Source organism: Streptomyces cyaneofuscatus, assembly GCF_000718135.1.
Taxonomy (GTDB): domain Bacteria; phylum Actinomycetota; class Actinomycetes; order Streptomycetales; family Streptomycetaceae; genus Streptomyces; species Streptomyces cyaneofuscatus.
The window spans coordinates 230,015-244,932 of sequence record NZ_JOEM01000016.1 but is presented as its reverse complement, the minus strand read 5'-3'; the positions used below and the strand labels follow the sequence as shown (position 1 = coordinate 244,932).

Annotated in this window: 16 protein-coding genes; 10 read left to right on the top strand and 6 right to left on the bottom strand. The window is 72.4% G+C overall.

Going from position 1 to position 14,918, the window contains the following annotated elements; genetic code table 11:
* Positions 1–226: 226 nt before the first annotated feature.
* Both IF17_RS0125620 and IF17_RS0125615 read left to right on the top strand, forming a co-directional pair.
* Complete coding sequence (locus IF17_RS0125620; protein ID WP_030570294.1) at positions 227–1,135, top strand: 5'-3' exonuclease; 909 nt, start codon at positions 227–229, stop codon at positions 1,133–1,135.
* A gap of 126 nt (positions 1,136–1,261) precedes the next feature.
* Positions 1,262–2,113 carry a siderophore-interacting protein gene (locus tag IF17_RS0125615; protein WP_030570292.1) on the top strand — a complete coding sequence of 284 codons (852 nt, stop codon included), beginning with the start codon at positions 1,262–1,264 and terminating at the stop codon, positions 2,111–2,113.
* Between the two features lie 129 nt (positions 2,114–2,242).
* Here the strand turns inward: IF17_RS0125615 and IF17_RS0125610 are convergent, their stop codons facing one another.
* Positions 2,243–2,902, bottom strand: coding sequence for a MerR family transcriptional regulator (locus IF17_RS0125610; RefSeq protein WP_030570289.1), 660 nt, complete (start codon positions 2,900–2,902; stop codon positions 2,243–2,245).
* 109 nt (positions 2,903–3,011) lie between these two features.
* Between IF17_RS0125610 and IF17_RS0125605 the strand changes: the two genes are divergently transcribed.
* The 5 genes from IF17_RS0125605 to IF17_RS0125585 all read left to right on the top strand — a co-directional run bounded on the left by IF17_RS0125605 (position 3,012) and on the right by IF17_RS0125585 (position 7,302).
* Complete coding sequence (locus tag IF17_RS0125605; RefSeq protein WP_030570286.1) at positions 3,012–3,992, top strand: hypothetical protein; 981 nt, start codon at positions 3,012–3,014, stop codon at positions 3,990–3,992.
* The gene (locus IF17_RS0125600; RefSeq protein WP_030570282.1) at positions 3,989–4,447 is read left to right on the top strand and encodes an ABA4-like family protein; all 459 of its coding nucleotides are present in this window, start codon (positions 3,989–3,991) and stop codon (positions 4,445–4,447) included. Before IF17_RS0125605 ends, IF17_RS0125600 begins: the two co-directional genes overlap by 4 nt.
* A gap of 127 nt (positions 4,448–4,574) precedes the next feature.
* Positions 4,575–5,159: a sigma-70 family RNA polymerase sigma factor gene (locus IF17_RS0125595; protein ID WP_030570279.1), complete on the top strand. Its 585-nt coding sequence runs from the start codon at positions 4,575–4,577 to the stop codon at positions 5,157–5,159.
* Complete coding sequence (locus tag IF17_RS0125590) at positions 5,156–5,908, top strand: anti-sigma factor (RefSeq protein WP_030570276.1); 753 nt, start codon at positions 5,156–5,158, stop codon at positions 5,906–5,908. Before IF17_RS0125595 ends, IF17_RS0125590 begins: the two co-directional genes overlap by 4 nt.
* A 38-nt stretch (positions 5,909–5,946) precedes the next feature.
* A complete protein-coding gene (locus tag IF17_RS0125585; protein WP_030570273.1) occupies positions 5,947–7,302 on the top strand; it encodes a cryptochrome/photolyase family protein in 1,356 nt (451 codons plus the stop codon).
* Between the two features lie 40 nt (positions 7,303–7,342).
* On the opposite strand, the gene IF17_RS0125580 is transcribed toward IF17_RS0125585, so the two are convergent.
* Genes IF17_RS0125580 through IF17_RS0125560 form a run of 5 tightly spaced genes read right to left on the bottom strand, consistent with a single transcriptional unit; the run spans position 7,343 to position 12,837 of the window.
* Positions 7,343–8,146: a DUF1295 domain-containing protein gene (locus IF17_RS0125580; protein ID WP_030570270.1), complete on the bottom strand. Its 804-nt coding sequence runs from the start codon at positions 8,144–8,146 to the stop codon at positions 7,343–7,345.
* Complete coding sequence (locus tag IF17_RS0125575) at positions 8,143–9,492, bottom strand: SAM-dependent methyltransferase (protein ID WP_030570267.1); 1,350 nt, start codon at positions 9,490–9,492, stop codon at positions 8,143–8,145. The genes IF17_RS0125580 and IF17_RS0125575 overlap by 4 nt, the downstream gene beginning before the upstream one ends.
* On the bottom strand, positions 9,489–10,841 hold the full coding sequence (locus tag IF17_RS0125570; protein WP_030570264.1) for an SAM-dependent methyltransferase: 1,353 nt from the start codon (positions 10,839–10,841) through the stop codon (positions 9,489–9,491). Before IF17_RS0125570 ends, IF17_RS0125575 begins: the two co-directional genes overlap by 4 nt.
* Positions 10,838–11,566: a DUF1365 domain-containing protein gene (locus IF17_RS0125565; RefSeq protein ID WP_030570262.1), complete on the bottom strand. Its 729-nt coding sequence runs from the start codon at positions 11,564–11,566 to the stop codon at positions 10,838–10,840. Before IF17_RS0125565 ends, IF17_RS0125570 begins: the two co-directional genes overlap by 4 nt.
* Positions 11,563–12,837, bottom strand: a complete 1,275-nt coding sequence (locus IF17_RS0125560; RefSeq protein ID WP_030570259.1) for an NAD(P)/FAD-dependent oxidoreductase — start codon at positions 12,835–12,837, stop codon at positions 11,563–11,565. The genes IF17_RS0125565 and IF17_RS0125560 overlap by 4 nt, the downstream gene beginning before the upstream one ends.
* A 169-nt stretch (positions 12,838–13,006) precedes the next feature.
* Between IF17_RS0125560 and IF17_RS0125555 the strand changes: the two genes are divergently transcribed.
* From IF17_RS0125555 to IF17_RS0125545, 3 genes are all read left to right on the top strand, one after another.
* Positions 13,007–13,456: a hypothetical protein gene (locus tag IF17_RS0125555; protein ID WP_157851172.1), complete on the top strand. Its 450-nt coding sequence runs from the start codon at positions 13,007–13,009 to the stop codon at positions 13,454–13,456.
* 56 nt (positions 13,457–13,512) lie between these two features.
* A complete protein-coding gene (locus tag IF17_RS0125550) occupies positions 13,513–14,160 on the top strand; it encodes a fasciclin domain-containing protein (protein WP_030570253.1) in 648 nt (215 codons plus the stop codon).
* Between the two features lie 212 nt (positions 14,161–14,372).
* Complete coding sequence (locus IF17_RS0125545; protein WP_030570250.1) at positions 14,373–14,840, top strand: SPW repeat protein; 468 nt, start codon at positions 14,373–14,375, stop codon at positions 14,838–14,840.
* Positions 14,841–14,918 lie beyond the last annotated feature (78 nt).

Genomic DNA, 14,918 nt, shown 5'->3' with positions numbered 1-14,918 from the left:
CACCCCCGCCGGCAGACCGTGGAGCGGTGCGGGTTCGGTCCGCATGGCACGTGCACCAGTTGAAAATGCGACGTGGTCCGCTCCGGTGCCGCGCCTGCCCGTCCTTACACAGGCCAAACGCAACCGTGATCCAGGTCACTGACCTGGGCGTTTTCCGGTCACCGGGAGCCATCGACGGCGACTGTCAGTGGTGTGGGGCATCATCGGTTCCGTGACGCGACGCCTGATGCTCCTCGACACCGCCTCCCTCTACTTCCGCGCCTATTTCGGCGTCCCCGACTCGGTGCGCGCGCCGGACGGGACCCCGGTCAACGCCGCGCGCGGCCTCCTCGACTTCATCGCCCGCCTGGTGCAGGACCACCGGCCGGACGAGCTGGTCGCCTGCTGGGACAACGACTGGCGTCCGCAGTGGCGGGTGGACCTGATCCCGACGTACAAGGCGCACCGGGTGGCCGTCGAGACGCCCGCGGGGCAGACCGACGAGGAGGAGATCCCCGACACGCTCTCCCCGCAGGTCCCGATCATCGAGGACGTGCTGGCAGCGCTCGGGATCGCCCGCGTCGGCGTCACGCCGTACGAGGCGGACGACGTGATCGGCACGCTCACCGCCCGGGCGACCGGGCCCGTGGACATCGTGACCGGCGACCGCGACCTCTATCAGCTGGTCGACGACGCCCGGCAGGTGCGGGTGCTCTATCCCCTCAAGGGCGTCGGCACGCTCCAGATGACCGACGAGGCGTGGCTCCGCGAGAAGTACGGGGTGGACGGCGCGGGCTATGTGGACCTGGCCCTCCTCCGCGGCGACCCGAGCGACGGGCTCCCGGGCGTGCCCGGCATCGGCGAGAAGACGGCGGCGAAGCTGCTGGACGCGTACGGGGACCTGGCCGGGATCATGGCGGCGGTGGACGACCCCAAGGCGAAGCTCACCCCCTCGCAGCGCAAGCGGCTGGACGAGGCGCGGGACTACGTGGCGGTTGCGCCGAAGGTCGTGCGGGTGGCCCAGGACGTGCCGCTGCCCGATTTCGACCCGGCGCTGCCGCGCGAGCCGCGCGACCCGGCCGCGCTGGAAGCGCTTGCCGAGCAGTGGGGGCTGGGCGGGGCGCTTCAGCGGCTTCTCACCACACTCCAGGCCTGAGGTGTTAACTTAGGCATACCTAAGTCATCGGGGCCGGAGGTGTCCTGCCCCGGGCGCCGATACGTACGCCGCACGCACCCGTCCACCGACGAGCGGGCCCGTACGTCACAACCCAGGGAGTACCTCGTGGCAGAGCGGCCGGCCCGGCAAGGACCCAAGGCCCAGGGGGCGCAGGTCGTGCGCACCGAGCAGATCACCCCGCACATGGTGCGCGTGGTCCTCGGCGGCGAGGGGCTCGCCGACTTCTCCCTGGACGGCTTCACCGACCACTACATCAAACTGTGCTTCGCGCCCGAGGGCGCCGACTACGCGCACCCGTTCGACATCGCCGCCATCCGTGAGAGCCACCCGCGCGAGCTGTGGCCCACGACCCGTACGTACACGATCCGCTCCTGGGACCCGGTGGCCCGGGAGATGGCCGTCGACTTCGTCGTCCACGGCGACGAGGGCCTCGCCGGACCGTGGGCGCAGCGCGCCCAGGTGGGCGAGCAGGTCACCTTCCTCGGCCCCGGCGGCGGTTACGGGCCGCAGGCCTCGGCCGGCTGGCACCTCCTGGCCGGCGACGAGAGCGCCCTCCCGGCGATCGCCGCGTCGCTGGAGCAGATGCCGGCGGGCGCCCTGGTGCACGCGTTCGTCGAGGTGCCGGACGCCTCCGAGGAGCAGAAGATCGTGACGCCCGACGGGGTGGCCGTGACCTGGCTGCACCGCGGCGACCGGCCGGTCGGCGAGCTGCTGACCGCCGCGGTGAAGGAGCTGGACTTCCCCGAGGGCGAGGTCCAGGCGTTCGTGCACGGGGAGGCGGCCTTCGTGAAGGAGATCCGCCGCTACCTGCGCGTGGAGCGGCAGATCCCGCTCGCCCAGCTGTCGATCTCCGGCTACTGGCGCCTGGGCCAGAACGACGACGCCTGGCGCGCGGTCAAGCGCGAGTGGAACGAGCAGGTGGAGCGCGAGCAGGAGGGCCCGGCAGCGGCCGCGTAAAGCCTTCCGAAGCCCCCCGAAGCCTTCCGTCAGGACCGCACCCGACCCCGTCCGCCGTTTCTTTTCCCGGCGGGCGGGGTCGGCGCGTGCCTGCGGGGCCGCCACCGCAGTCGGCAGCGGGGGGCGAGGTCAGGCGCCCGGGGGAGCACCTCCGCCGGCCACCCGTGACTCGTAGCGCTGGACCGACACATCCTCGTGCGCCAGCCTGCGCAGCGCGCCGAACATCGCCTCGCCCAGGACCGTGCCGACGACCACGCTCTCCACCAGCTCCTCACGGGCCACCCGACGCTGTACGTAGTCGAGGTCGGCGCGGGCGACCGACTCGGCCGCGTCCGCGTAGACGTCCATCAGTTCGGCGAATCCGCCGTGCCCGACCCGGCGCAGTGCGGCGATCACCCCGGCCAGCGACTCGGCGGCCGTGGCCCCCTCCTCGATCTGCCAGCCGCGCCGCAGCAGCAGCTCGGCCACCTCCTCCCGGGCCTGCTCCAGCTCCGGCCCGGCCTCGCCCTCACCGAGCGGAGGGACTCCCTCCGACGCCCGGCCGAGCACCTTGATCACCGGCTGCTCAGGGTCGTCCGCCGCCTCCAGGACCTCGCCGATGGCCGCGAGCGAGAGGCCGCCCACCTCCAGCAGGACCCGGATCAGGCGCAGCCGCCGTTCATGTCCGGGGCCGTAGTCCGCCTGGTTGGGGCTCGTCAGCTCCCCCGCCGGCAGGAGTCGTTCCCGTACATAGAACTTGATCGTCGGTACCGGAACCCCGGACCTACGACTCAACTCGCCGATGCGCACCGCGTGTTCGCCTTTCCGCCCTTGCCAGATCAGATCGCCATCATAGATAGTGCCCCTACCGGATAGCGGTAAGCGCCACTATCCATACAGTCGTCTCAGGGGGTCTTCCATGTCGTCGTGGCGTTCCTGGCATCGCCCGTTAGTCGTCTTCTCCGCCGTGATGGCCCTGTGGGCCCTCGTCTCCGCCGTCGGCCTCGCGGTCGACGACCGGGTCCTGGTGGGCGCCCCGATCTGGGCGAAGCCGTTCAAGTTCTTCGTCTCCTTCGCCGCCTACGGCCTGACGCTGGCCTGGATGCTCGCGCAGACGACCTGGGGGCGCCGGACCGGCTGGTGGGCGGGGAACGTGGTCGTCCTCACGAGCCTCGTCGAGATGGTGATCATCACCGGGCAGGTCATCCGGGGGAAGCGCAGCCACTTCAACGCCGAGACCCCGTTCGACGCGAGCCTGTACACGGTGATGGGGCTCACCATCGTCGTCCTGTGGGCGGCCACCCTGGTCATCGCCGTCCTGCTGCTGCGCACCCGGCTCGCCGACCGGGCGACGGCCTGGGCGATCCAGGGCGGTGTGCTGATCGCCCTGGTGGGCGCGGGGCTCGGCTTCCTGATGGCGCAGCCGACCGCGGAGCAGCGGGCCGCCGGGAACCTGGACACCGCCGACGTGATCGGCGCCCACTCCGTCGGCGTGCCGGACGGCGGGCCCGCGATGGCGCTGACCGGCTGGTCCACGACCGGCGGCGACCTGCGGATCCCGCACTTCGTGGGCATGCACGCGCTCCAGCTGATCCCGCTGTTCCTGATCGCCCTGGTGCTGCTCGCGCCCCGGATCGCCCGGCTGGGCGACGCACGGGTGCGGCTGCGGCTCATACGGGTGGCGACCGCCGGATACGCCGGCCTCGTCGCGCTGACCACCTGGCAGGCCCTACGGGGTCAGCCCCTGGTCCACCCGGACGCGCCCACGCTCATGGCCGCCGGCGTGCTCCTGGCGGCGGTGGCCGCCGGGGTGTGGGCGGCGCTGCGCACCGCGCCCGAACCCGAATCCGTACGCACAGAGACCGAACCGGCTTCCGACAGCAAGGAGTTCACGGCATGACCGGCACCCTCTTCGAGATCACGTTCTATCTGGCCGCCCCCTTCTGGCTGCTGATGATCTTCGCTCCCACCTGGTCCCTCACCACCCGGATCGCCTCCTCACCACTCACGGTCCTGCCGCTCCTCGCCGTCTACACCGTCCTGGCCGTTCAGGTCTTCCCGGAGCTCTGGACGGCGGTGAGCAGCCCGGACATCGACACGTTCCGGGAGCTGGCGGCGCTGGCCGAGGGCGCCGGAGCCCTGTGGGCGCAGGTGATCGCCTGGGACCTGCTGGTCGGCCAGTGGATGTTCCTCCAGAGCCGGAAGCTGGGGCTCTCCCCCTGGCTGATGGGTCCGCTGCTCGTGTTCACGATCCTGCTCTCGCCGTTCGGGCTGCTGGTCTTCCTCGCCCTGCGCGCCGTCCGGCAGGGCGCCGTCCGGCGGGGCGCGGACCAGTCGCGGGAGCAAGAGGGCTGAATCGCGCCGCTGCGTCGCCCGGCCGGGCGGGACCGGTTCTGGAAAGATCGCGGGCACTGGACCAATCCGCACGGCCACCGGCTCCGAATCACTCCTGGAACCGATGACGTCCCGGGAGGAAACCCGCGTGAACGAAGCCGTACAGATCAGCGGGGTGCCCACGCCAGGGCCCGACCTCCAGGAGCTCCTGGTGATGGTCGCGCGCGGGGACCAGGAGGCATTCGCCAAGGTGTACGACGCGGTCTCCGGGCCCGTGCTCGGCCTCGTACGCAGTGTCCTGCGCGACCCGGCCCAGTCGGAGGAGGTCGCCCAGGAGGTCCTGGTCGAGGTGTGGCGTACCGCCCCGCGCTTCCAGTCCTCCCGGGGCAGCGCGATGAACTGGGTGCTGACCCTCGCCCACCACCGGGCCGTCGACCGGGTCCGCTCGGCGGAGGCATCGGCAGCGCGGGAGCACAAGGCGGCGCTCCTGGACCGCACACCCGCCTTCGACGAGGTATCCGAACAGGTGGAGACACGGCTGGAGAGAGAGCAGGTCCGCCGCTGTCTGCGGACGCTGTCCGAACTCCAGCGGCAGTCCGTCACCCTGGCCTACTACCGGGGCCTGACCTACCGTGAGGTGGCGGAACTCCTCACCGTGCCGCTGGGCACCATCAAGACACGACTCCGCGACGGCCTCATCCGGCTGCGCGACTGCCTGGGGGTGAGCGCATGACCACGGCCGATCTGCACACGCTGACCGGGGCCTATGCCCTGCATGCGCTGCCGGACGACGAGCGCCGCGAGTTCGAGCGGCATCTGAGCGACTGCGAGGCCTGCACCCAGGAGGTGCGGGAGCTGTCGGCCACGGCCGCCCGGCTCGGTCTCGCCGTGGCCGAGAGCCCGCCGCGCGAGCTGCGCGAGAGGGTCCTGCGGGAGATCACGACCGTACGCCAGGAGGTTCCGTCGCACGGCAGACCAGGACGTACGGGCGGCGGTGCCCGCACCGGCCGCTGGACCACCTACGCACTGGCCGCCTGCATCGCGGCGGCGGCCGCCTTCGGCGGAGTGGCGGTGTGGCAGAACCAGGTGGCGCAGGACGCCCGCCAGGAGGCGAACCAGGCCCAGCGGCAGAACGAGCAGCTGGCCCAGGTGCTCTCCGCGCCGGACGCGAAGACCAGCTCCGGCGAGCTGACCGGCGGCGCTCGCGGCACCGTCGTCGTCTCGCAGCAGGAGAACCGGGCGGTGTTCCTCGCCTCGGGGATGGAGCGGCCACCGAGCGGCAAGGTCTACCAGATCTGGTTCAACGACGAGGGCACGATGCGTTCGGCCGGTCTGATGGATCCCGCGGCGAGCGATGACGCGGTGCTGCTGGACGGGCCCGTGGACCGGGCGACCGGTATGGGCATCACGGTCGAACCGGCGGGCGGATCGGCCGAACCGACATCCGACCCGGTGGCCCTGATGGACTTCCCGACCGCCTGACCGCTCGCTTACCCCCCTCTGCAAGGAGCATGCGTTCCATGAACGTCGCGGTGGTGCTGCTCACCTCCGATCTGCGTCTGCACGACAACCCGGTGCTGCGTTCCGCCCTGCGGGACGCGGACCGGGTCGTCCCGCTCTTCGTCCGGGACGACGGCGTCCACCGGGCCGGGTTCGACGCCCCCAACAAGCTCGCCTTCCTCGCCGACTGCCTGGCGGACCTGGACGCCGGGCTGCGGAAACGGGGCGGCCGCCTCATCGTCCGTACGGGCACGGTGGCCAAGGAGGTCCGCCGGCTGGTCGAGGAGACCGGGGCGGGGGCGGTGCACATGGCCGCCGGGGTGAGCGGGTACGCGGCCCGGCGCGAGGAGCAGTTGCGTACCGCCCTGGCGGACAGCGGCTGTGAGCTGCGCATCCATGACGCGGTGGTCACCGCGCTCGCTCCGGGCCGGGTGGTCCCGGCGGGCAAGGACCACTTCGCGGTGTTCACCCCGTACTTCCGCCGTTGGGAGGCGGCGGGGGTACGGGGCACACTGACCGCACCCCGCACGGTCCGGCTGCCGGACGGCGAGCTCGCCTCCGACCCGCTCCCGGCCCGGGACGACGTCAAGAACGTCTCGCCCGGCCTGGCCGAGGGCGGCGAGCAGGCCGGCCGCAAGCTGGTGACGTCCTGGCTGAAGGACGACATGGGCGACTACGCCGACGGCCACGACGACCTCGCCGGGGACGCCACCTCCCGGCTCTCCCCGCACCTCCACTTCGGTACGGTCTCCGCCGCCGAACTGACCACCCGGGCCCAGGAGAAGGGCGGACCCGGCGGCGACGCCTTCGTCCGGCAGCTGGCCTGGCGCGACTTCCACCACCAGGTCCTCGCGGCCCGCCACGACGCCTCCTGGTCCGACTACCGGCCGCGACAGGACCGCTGGCGCTCCGACGAGGACGAGATCACCGCCTGGAAGACCGGGCACACCGGCTACCCCGTGGTGGACGCGGCGATGCGGCAGCTGGCGCACGAGGGGTGGATGCACAACCGGGGCCGGCTGCTCGCCGCGAGCTTCCTCACCAAGACGCTGTACGTGGACTGGCGCGTCGGCGCCCGGCACTTCCTGGAGCTGCTGGTCGACGGCGACATCGCGAACAACCAGCTCAACTGGCAGTGGGTCGCGGGCACGGGGACGGACACCCGGCCCAACCGGGTGCTCAACCCGGTGACCCAGGCCAAGCGCTACGACCCGCGCGGCGATTACGTACGACGGTGGGTGCCGGAGCTGGCGGAGGTGAAGGGGTCCGCGGTCCACGAGCCGTGGAAGGTGAAGGACACGCTGGACTATCCGGAGCCGGTGGTGGACCTGGGCGAGGCGCGGGCACGGTTCGAGAAGGCGCGCGGGCTGGAGTGAGGGCCTGGACGCGGGAGCGCGTACAGGCCCTCGGTAGAGGTCAGCCGCGCCGCGGCGGCCGGGGGAAGAACCCGCTGGTACGGGCCTGGTACTCGGCGAACCCAGGGCGGTCGGCCATATGGCGCTCCAGCAGGGCCGCCCCGCTCCCCTTGGTCAGCAGGAACGTCATCACCAGCGGGGCCACGACCGTCGCGGCGGCGGCAGCGGGTGCCTGGCAGACGAAGAGGAACAGGCCCCACCAGACGCAGAAGTCACCGAAGTAGTTCGGGTGCCGGGTCCACGACCACAGCCCCCGGTCCATGATCTTCCCCTTGTTGGCGGGGTCGGCCTTGAACCGGGCGAGCTGGTGGTCCCCGATCGCCTCGAAGGCGAGCCCGACCGCCCACAGGACCGCACCCGCCCAGGCCCACCACACCAGAGGCCCGGTCAGATGGTGCGCGGCCTGGACCGGCAGCGAGATCAGCCAGACCAGCGCGCCCTGGAGGAGGTAGACCTTGCGCAGGGCGTAGAGCTGGGGGTTGCCGGGGGCCTTGGCCAGCATCTTCTCGTAGCGCGGGTCCTCCCCGTGGCCGCGCCCGCGCCGCCCGATGTGGACGGCGAGCCGCAGGCCCCAGACCACGGTCAGGACGGTCACCACGAGTCGCCGCGTGGAGTCCCCGTCCCCGGCCGACAGGCCGTACGAGACAAGGGCGACGGCGGCGAAGCCGAGGCCCCAGGCGACGTCCACGATGCGGTGGACGCCCTTCTTGAGGGCGACGGCGAAGGTGGCCAGCATGACGGCGAGGGCGGCGCCGGCCGCGCCCGCTAGCCCGCTCGCGAACGCGGCCCAGTCGAAACCGCTCACCGGCCCGCTCCGTACCAGCCGGCCCGGGTGGGCTCCATCGCGGCCTTGCCCGCCCGGTCGGGCCGTACGCACAGGATCTGGTCGACGCCCATGCGCCGCTCCTCGAACGCGAGCGCGCCGCCGACAAGATAGAGCCGCCAGACGCGCGCGGTCTCCTCCCCCACCAGCGCGACGAACTCCGCCCACCGCTCCTCCAGCGTCCGCCGCCAGGCGTCCACGGTCAGGACGTAGTGCTCGCGCAGCGCTTCCACATCCCGCACCTCGAGCCCGGAGCCCTCCAGCAGACCGACGGTCTCCCCGACCGGCCGCATGTGCATGTCCGGGGCGATGTACGACTCGATGAACGCGCCGCCGCCCGGGGCGTCGGCCCCGCGCGACATCTGCTGGACCAGCACCCGGCCCTGGGGCCGCAGCGAGTCGTGCAGGATGCGGGTGAAGGCGGGGTACTCGGCGTCCCCGACGTGCTCGCCCATCTCGATGGTGGAGACGGCGTCGTACGTGCCCCGGGTCTCCGGCCGCTCCGCGATGTCCCGGTAATCGATGTTGAGGACCTCGACGAGCTCCTCCAGACCGCGTGCCGTCACCTGCTCCCGTACGTACGCGGCCTGTTCGGCGGCGAGCGTGACGGCGGTGACCCGGACACCGTGGTGCTGGGCCGCGTGGAGGGTCAGCGAGCCCCAGCCGCAGCCGATGTCCAGCAGGCGTGCACCGGGCCGCAGTCCGAGCTTGCGGCAGATCAGCTCCAGCTTGTCGCGCTGGGCGTCGGCGGGGCCGTAGCCGGGGGCGTCGCTGGTCCAGTAGCCGCAGGAGTACGCCATGGTCTCGTCGAGGAGCAGCGCGTAGAAGGCGTTGGACAGGTCGTAGTGGTGGCTGATCGCCGCCCGGTCCCGGGCCTTGCTGTGCAGCGCCCCGCGCAGCCCGGCCCGGGCCGCCGGGACCGGCGGGCGGGGTCCTACGGCGCCGAGGCGCAGGGCGGTGCCCGCGGCGCTGAGGCGGTCGGCGAGGGAGGGCGCGGGCGGGGTGAGACCGCGTTCTTCCATCGCGCGGCGCATGGCGCGCAGCCCGTCGCCGAGGTCTTCGTCGAGGTCGATCTCGCCGGTGATGTACGCCTCCGCCAGGCCGAGTTCGCCCGGCTCCCAGAGCAGGCGGCGCAGGGCGCGCCGGGAGCGTACATGGACCGTGGGGGCGTCCTCGGGCCCGGCCTCGCTGCCGTCCCACATCCGGACCCGGACCGGCAGCCCGCCGCCGAGCAGCCGCTCGGCCAGGGGTTCGAGGCGCTGGGCGGCGCCGGTGGGGGTGCGGCGGGCGGAGGTCTTCGCGGGCGGCCTGCTGGCGGTGGTGGTCACGGGGTCTCCTGCTGGTTCGGTTCACGGGTCAGCAGCAGCTGCTGCACATCGAGGTAGCCGGAGCGGAAGCCCGCCTCCGAGTAGGCCAGGTAGAAGGTCCACATACGGCGGAAGACGGCGTCGAAGCCGAGGGCGTCGACCTCGGCGGAGCGCTCGGTGAACCGTTCGCGCCAGAGGCGGAGCGTCTCGGCGTAGTGCGCGCCGTAGCCGATGCGCTGGGCGGTCCGCAGCCGGGTGTGCTCGGTGGTGACCCGTTCGATGGCCTCGGTGGAGGGCAGCAGTCCGCCCGGGAAGATGTACTTGTGGATCCAGGTGTACGTGGAGCGGCTGGCGCGCAGCCGGTCGTCCGGCATGGTGATGGCCTGGAGGGCGATCCGGCCGCCGGGGGCGAGCAGCCGGTCCAGGGTCCGGAAGTAGACGGGCCAGAACTCCTCGCCGACCGCCTCGATCATCTCGACGCTGACGATGGCGTCGTAGTCGCCGGTGACCTGCCGGTAGTCGCAGAGCCGGACCTCGACCCGGTCGGCGAACCCGGCTTCGCGGATGCGCGTACGGGCCAGCTCACGCTGTTCGGCGGAGAGGGTGACGGTGGTGACCCGGGCGCCCCGGGCGGCGGCCCGGATGGCGAGTTCGCCCCAGCCGGTGCCGATCTCCAGGAGCCGGGTCCCCTCGCGGACCCCGGCGGTGTCCAGCAGCCGGTCGATCTTGCGGTGCTGGGCGGCGGGCAGCAGGGCCTGCTCGGCGGGGAAGCCGCGGAAGACGGCGGAGGAGTAGGAGAGCGTTTCGTCCAGGAAGAGGGCGAAGAGGTCGTTGGAGAGGTCGTAGTGGTGGCTGATGTTCTCCCGCGAGCCCTCGGGGGTGTTGAGCTGCGCCTCGGGCTTGCGCAACGCCCACAGGGAGCGCAGCCGTTGCAGCGGGGCGGGGACCAGTTCGGCGGCGTTGTCGGCGAGGACGGTGAGGACGGCGACCATGTCGGGAGCGTCCCACTCACCGGCCATGTAGGACTCGCCGAAGCCGATGAGCCCGCTCGCGCCGATCCGGCCGAAGAAGGCGCCGGGGTCGCGGATGTCCATGAGCGGTCCGCCGAGGCCGATGGCCTCCACGCCGCCGAGCCGGGCGCGCAGGGGGAGCTTCGCGAGCGCGCGGCGGACGATGCGTTCCGCGACGGCGGTCCGGGCGCGCGAGGCGCGGGGCCGGGCCACGACGTCGGGCCAGCGCTCGGGGTCGGTCGCGGGGGGCCGCTGGTCCGCCCGGCCGGCCGGTCCATGGTCGTGGCCCCTCTGCGCGGGGACGGGCGCTGCCGGGTCGGGGGTCCGGTCTGCCGGCAGCTGGTGGGTGGGCGCGGTCACTGCATGCCTTCCTGTGGGCGGTGCTGGGGACGGGGCTGCACGGGGAGGCCGCGCAGGTAGAGCCGGATGCCGTGCAGCCGGATGGCGAGGGAGACGGCGACGGTGGAGAAGGGGTGGCGCAGGGCGAGGCGGACCAGCGCCCGGGGGGTGGCCCGGCGGCGGGTGCCCCGTACGGTCGCGGTGAACGGACGCCCGCCCTCGCGCTCCAGATGGACGCTCAGATCGAGCCGCTCACCCGGTTCGGGCAGCCGCATCCGGTACCCGCCGTCGACGGGGAAGAACGGCGAGACGTAGAACTCCTTGCCGGTCGTGGCCCGGTGCTCGCCGTCCGGGTGCAGCAGATAGCCGTGCCGCTCCCCGTACGTGTTGTGCACCTCGGCCACGACACAGAGCGGGGAGCCGTCGGCGCGGCGGCACCAGTAGACGGTGAGCGGGTTGAAGACATGGCCGAGGACCCGGGCCTGGGTGAGCATGGTGACGGCGCCGTCGGCGAGGTCCACCCCACGGGCTTCCAGGAACCGGCTCAGCCCGGCCCGGATGGTGGGCGCGGTCCCGCCGAAGTGGTCCCGTGCCTCGAACCGGGCCAGCGGCCGCAGGGCGCGCGGCAGCCGGGGCGGGGCGTCCGGGTCGATGAGCCACAGGTAGGTCCGGTGCCGCAGCGCGTACGTGCTTGGCTTGGTCCGTACGTGCGTGATGGTGCACGGATACAAGGCGGCCCCGCTCACCACGTCACCCCCAGGGCGGCGGCGGCCTCGGCCCCGGAGCGGCAGCCGTCCTCGTGGAAGCCCCAGCCGTGGTACGCCCCCGCGAAGGCGGTGACGGCCCCGGAGAGGGCGGGCAGCCGGGCCTGCGCGGACACCGACTCCGGGGTGTAGACGGGGTGTTCGTAGACCATGCGGGCCCGTACGGAATCGGAGTCGACCCGGTCGGAGCCGTTCAGCGTGACGACGAAGGTCTCGGGCGCGTCGAGCCGCTGGAGCCGGTTCATGTCGTAGCTGACGGTGACCCGGTCGGCGTCGGCGGCGCAGGAGGGCATCAGGTAGTTCCAGGAGGCCCTGGCACCCCGGCTGCGGGGCAGCAGCGTGGTGTCGGTGTGCAGGAGCGTCGGGTTCCGGGAGTACGTGAAGGCGCCGAGCGTGTCGCGTTCGGCGTCGGTCGGGTCGGCCAGCAGCCGGAGCGCCTGGTCGGGGTGTGTGGCGATGACGACGGCGTCGTACGGCGTGGTCGTGCCGTCCTCGGTGGTGAGCTCGACGCCGTCCGGGTGGCGGGTGATGGCGCGGACCGGGGTCGCGGTGTGGACGGCGGTGAGCTGCTTGACCACGCGCTCGACGTAGGCGCGCGAGCCGCCGGTGACGGTCCGCCAGACCGGGGAGCCGCCGATGGTGAGCATGCCGTGGTGGGAGAGGAACGCGAAGAGGTAGCGGGCCGGGTAGCGCAGGGCGGTGACCGGGTCGCAGGACCAGACGGCGGAGACCATCGGGGTGAGGAAGTGGGCGTGGAAGTACGGGGAGAAGCGGCCGCGCCGGGCGAACTCCCCCAGCGTCATGTCGGTGGCCGGGCTCTCCGGCAGTTCCAGCAGCGCGCGGGCGGCGCGGTGGAAGCGGGTCACCTCGGCGAGCATCCGCAGATACGGGCCGCGGAGGGCCGAGCGGGGCTGGGCGAAGAGTCCGGCGGGCCCGCGGGCGCCCGCGTACTCCAGGCCGCACCCTTCGCACCGTACGGACATCGACATCTCCGACTCCTGGGTGGCGACGCCCAGTTCGTCGAAGAGCCGCAGCAGGTGGGGGTAGGTCCGCCGGTTGTGCACGATGAAGCCCGAGTCGACGCGGTGCACCCGGCCGTCGGACGCCGCCAGCTCATGCGTGTGGGCGTGGCCGCCGACACGGTCGTCCGCCTCGTACAGCGTGACGTCGTGCGCCTTGTGCAGGACGTGGGCGGCGGTCAGTCCCGCCACTCCGCTCCCCACCACGGCTGTCCGCCGCCGCTCCCCTGCCATCCCGGGCTCCCTCCGGTCCTTCTGCGCTGTTCGGAGCAGTACGGAGACGCTCCTCGCACTCCATTCGTCGCAGGTGGCCGGAAGGATTGGTCGATGATCGGAACTAACTCGATCGAGTGAATGCCCCCGTCGGACCAATCCGCGGGGAGCCCCGCGCCGAATCCCTTACGTGAGAGCAGATCGGAACACTCCGCGGACGGACGGGGCCCTCGGGTCCCGTCCGTCCCGCCCGGCGCGCGCCACGTTCGCCGCGCCCGGCGGCCGGGCCACCGGGCCCCGTGCCCGGTGCGCCGCCCCCTCGCCCTCCGCGCCCCACGTGCACCGGCCGGCGCCGGTCACCGCGGTGGGCGGGGCGGGCCGGCGGACCGTCCCGGTCTGCGGTGCGGTCGGCGGCGGCAGCGCCGCCCGGACGGCCGGGGAGCCGTTCGTGCGGTGCGCCGCCACCGGTCAGGGGCGCCGGGCCGGCCGCAGGAGCGAGGCGGCTCCTGGTCGGACGACCGGCTCCGGCACCGGGTCCGTCTCCCGCGGCTGGGAGACGGACCACGGGACGGACGGCGGAACGCCGGACGCCGCCCCGCACCACCCGCTGCCGCCACCTCTTCCCCTCCGCCACCCCTGAGCACCATTCATCTCATCCCCTCCCCCGCTCAGTACCTTCGATCCAGGAGAAACACCATGAACACCCTCAACTTCCGTCGCACCGCCGTCGCCGTGGCCACCGCCGCCGTCCTGCCGCTGGCCCTGACCGCCTGCTCCTCGGGCGACTCCTCCAAGGACTCGGCGGCGGGCTCGACCCCCAGCGCGGCCGCGTCGACGAGCGCCTCGGCCGACGACTCCATGACCATGGACAAGCCGTTCGGCCCGGGCTGTGCGTCCGTGCCGCAGGACGGCGCGGGCTCGTTCGACGGCATGGCGAAGGACCCGGTCGCGACGGCCGCGTCGAACAACCCGGAGCTGTCGACGCTGGTGACCGCCGTGAAGCAGGCCGGCCTGGTCGACACGCTGAACAGCGCCGAGAACATCACGGTGTTCGCCCCGACCAACGACGCGTTCGCCAAGATCCCGAAGGCCGACCTGGACGCGCTGCTGGCCGACAAGGCCGAGCTCACCAAGGTCCTCACCTACCACGTGGTGGGCGAGAAGCTGACGCCGAAGCAGCTGGAGAAGGGCTCCTTCGACACCCTGGAGAAGAGCAAGCTGACGACGGCCGGCTCGGGCACGGAGTACACCGTGAACGACGCCTCGAAGGTCGTCTGCGGCAACGTCCCGACCGCCAACGCGACGGTGTACATCGTCGACTCGGTCCTGATGCCCCCGAAGTAACCGCAGGGCAGTAGCCGCAGAGGCGTGACAAAGGGCGGTGGGCCGCGGAACATCGCGGCCCACCGCCCTTCGCCGTCCCTGGCGGAACGACTGAACAGCATGTCTCTCAAGGATGCACATAAGGGGCAGATAAGAGCAGAATAGGCATATGGGTGCCTGGCGCACACTCCGCACGGCGTCGGGGCCCGCAGGACCGAAGGAGACGAAATCTCATGAGCAACGTCTCAGACGCCAGGAGTGGCATCAGGGGTGACATGGCGGGCCACCCCGACGCCTCCGAAATGAGCGCACGGTACGACAAGGTGATGGGCGGCCGCGATGTGGCCCTGGTGGACGCGCCGGTGTTCCTCGTCGGCCTCTACTGCGCCGTCTCGCCCTGGGTGCTCCATTTCACGACCAGCCAGCCCGCCCTGGTGACGCACAACCTGGTGATGGGTATCGCGATCGCCGTCCTGGCCCTCGGCTTCACCATGATGCCGGAGCGGATGTACGGCCTGAGCTGGGCGATGTGCGCGATCGGTGCGTGGGTGATCGTGTCGACCTGGGTGGTCGGGAGCAGCCCCGACGCCGGAGTGATCGTCAACAACATCATCGTCGGCGGCTTGACGGTACTGCTGGGCCTGGTCTGCGCCGGAGCGGCGATGAGGAGCCGCACCAAATCCAGCCCTTCCGGCGTTTGAGGAGCGGGGCCCGGGGCGGAGCCCCGGTTTCGGGAAGGGGCGGGTAGGGGAACAGGCCCGCCGCAGGCGCCCACCCCC

What these genes read in the sequence shown, in the direction of transcription:
- IF17_RS0125620 (WP_030570294.1), top strand. Translation starts at nt 227, where the DNA reads ATGCTCCTCGACACCGCCTCCCTCTACTTCCGCGCCTATTTCGGCGTC.
- IF17_RS0125600 (WP_030570282.1), top strand. Translation starts at nt 3,989, where the DNA reads ATGACCGGCACCCTCTTCGAGATCACGTTCTATCTGGCCGCCCCCTTC.
- IF17_RS0125585 (WP_030570273.1), top strand. Translation starts at nt 5,947, where the DNA reads ATGAACGTCGCGGTGGTGCTGCTCACCTCCGATCTGCGTCTGCACGAC.
- IF17_RS0125590 (WP_030570276.1), top strand. Translation starts at nt 5,156, where the DNA reads ATGACCACGGCCGATCTGCACACGCTGACCGGGGCCTATGCCCTGCAT.
- IF17_RS0125545 (WP_030570250.1), top strand. Translation starts at nt 14,373, where the DNA reads ATGAGCAACGTCTCAGACGCCAGGAGTGGCATCAGGGGTGACATGGCG.
- IF17_RS0125560 (WP_030570259.1), bottom strand. Translation starts at nt 12,837, where the DNA reads ATGGCAGGGGAGCGGCGGCGGACAGCCGTGGTGGGGAGCGGAGTGGCG.
- IF17_RS0125550 (WP_030570253.1), top strand. Translation starts at nt 13,513, where the DNA reads ATGAACACCCTCAACTTCCGTCGCACCGCCGTCGCCGTGGCCACCGCC.
- IF17_RS0125605 (WP_030570286.1), top strand. Translation starts at nt 3,012, where the DNA reads ATGTCGTCGTGGCGTTCCTGGCATCGCCCGTTAGTCGTCTTCTCCGCC.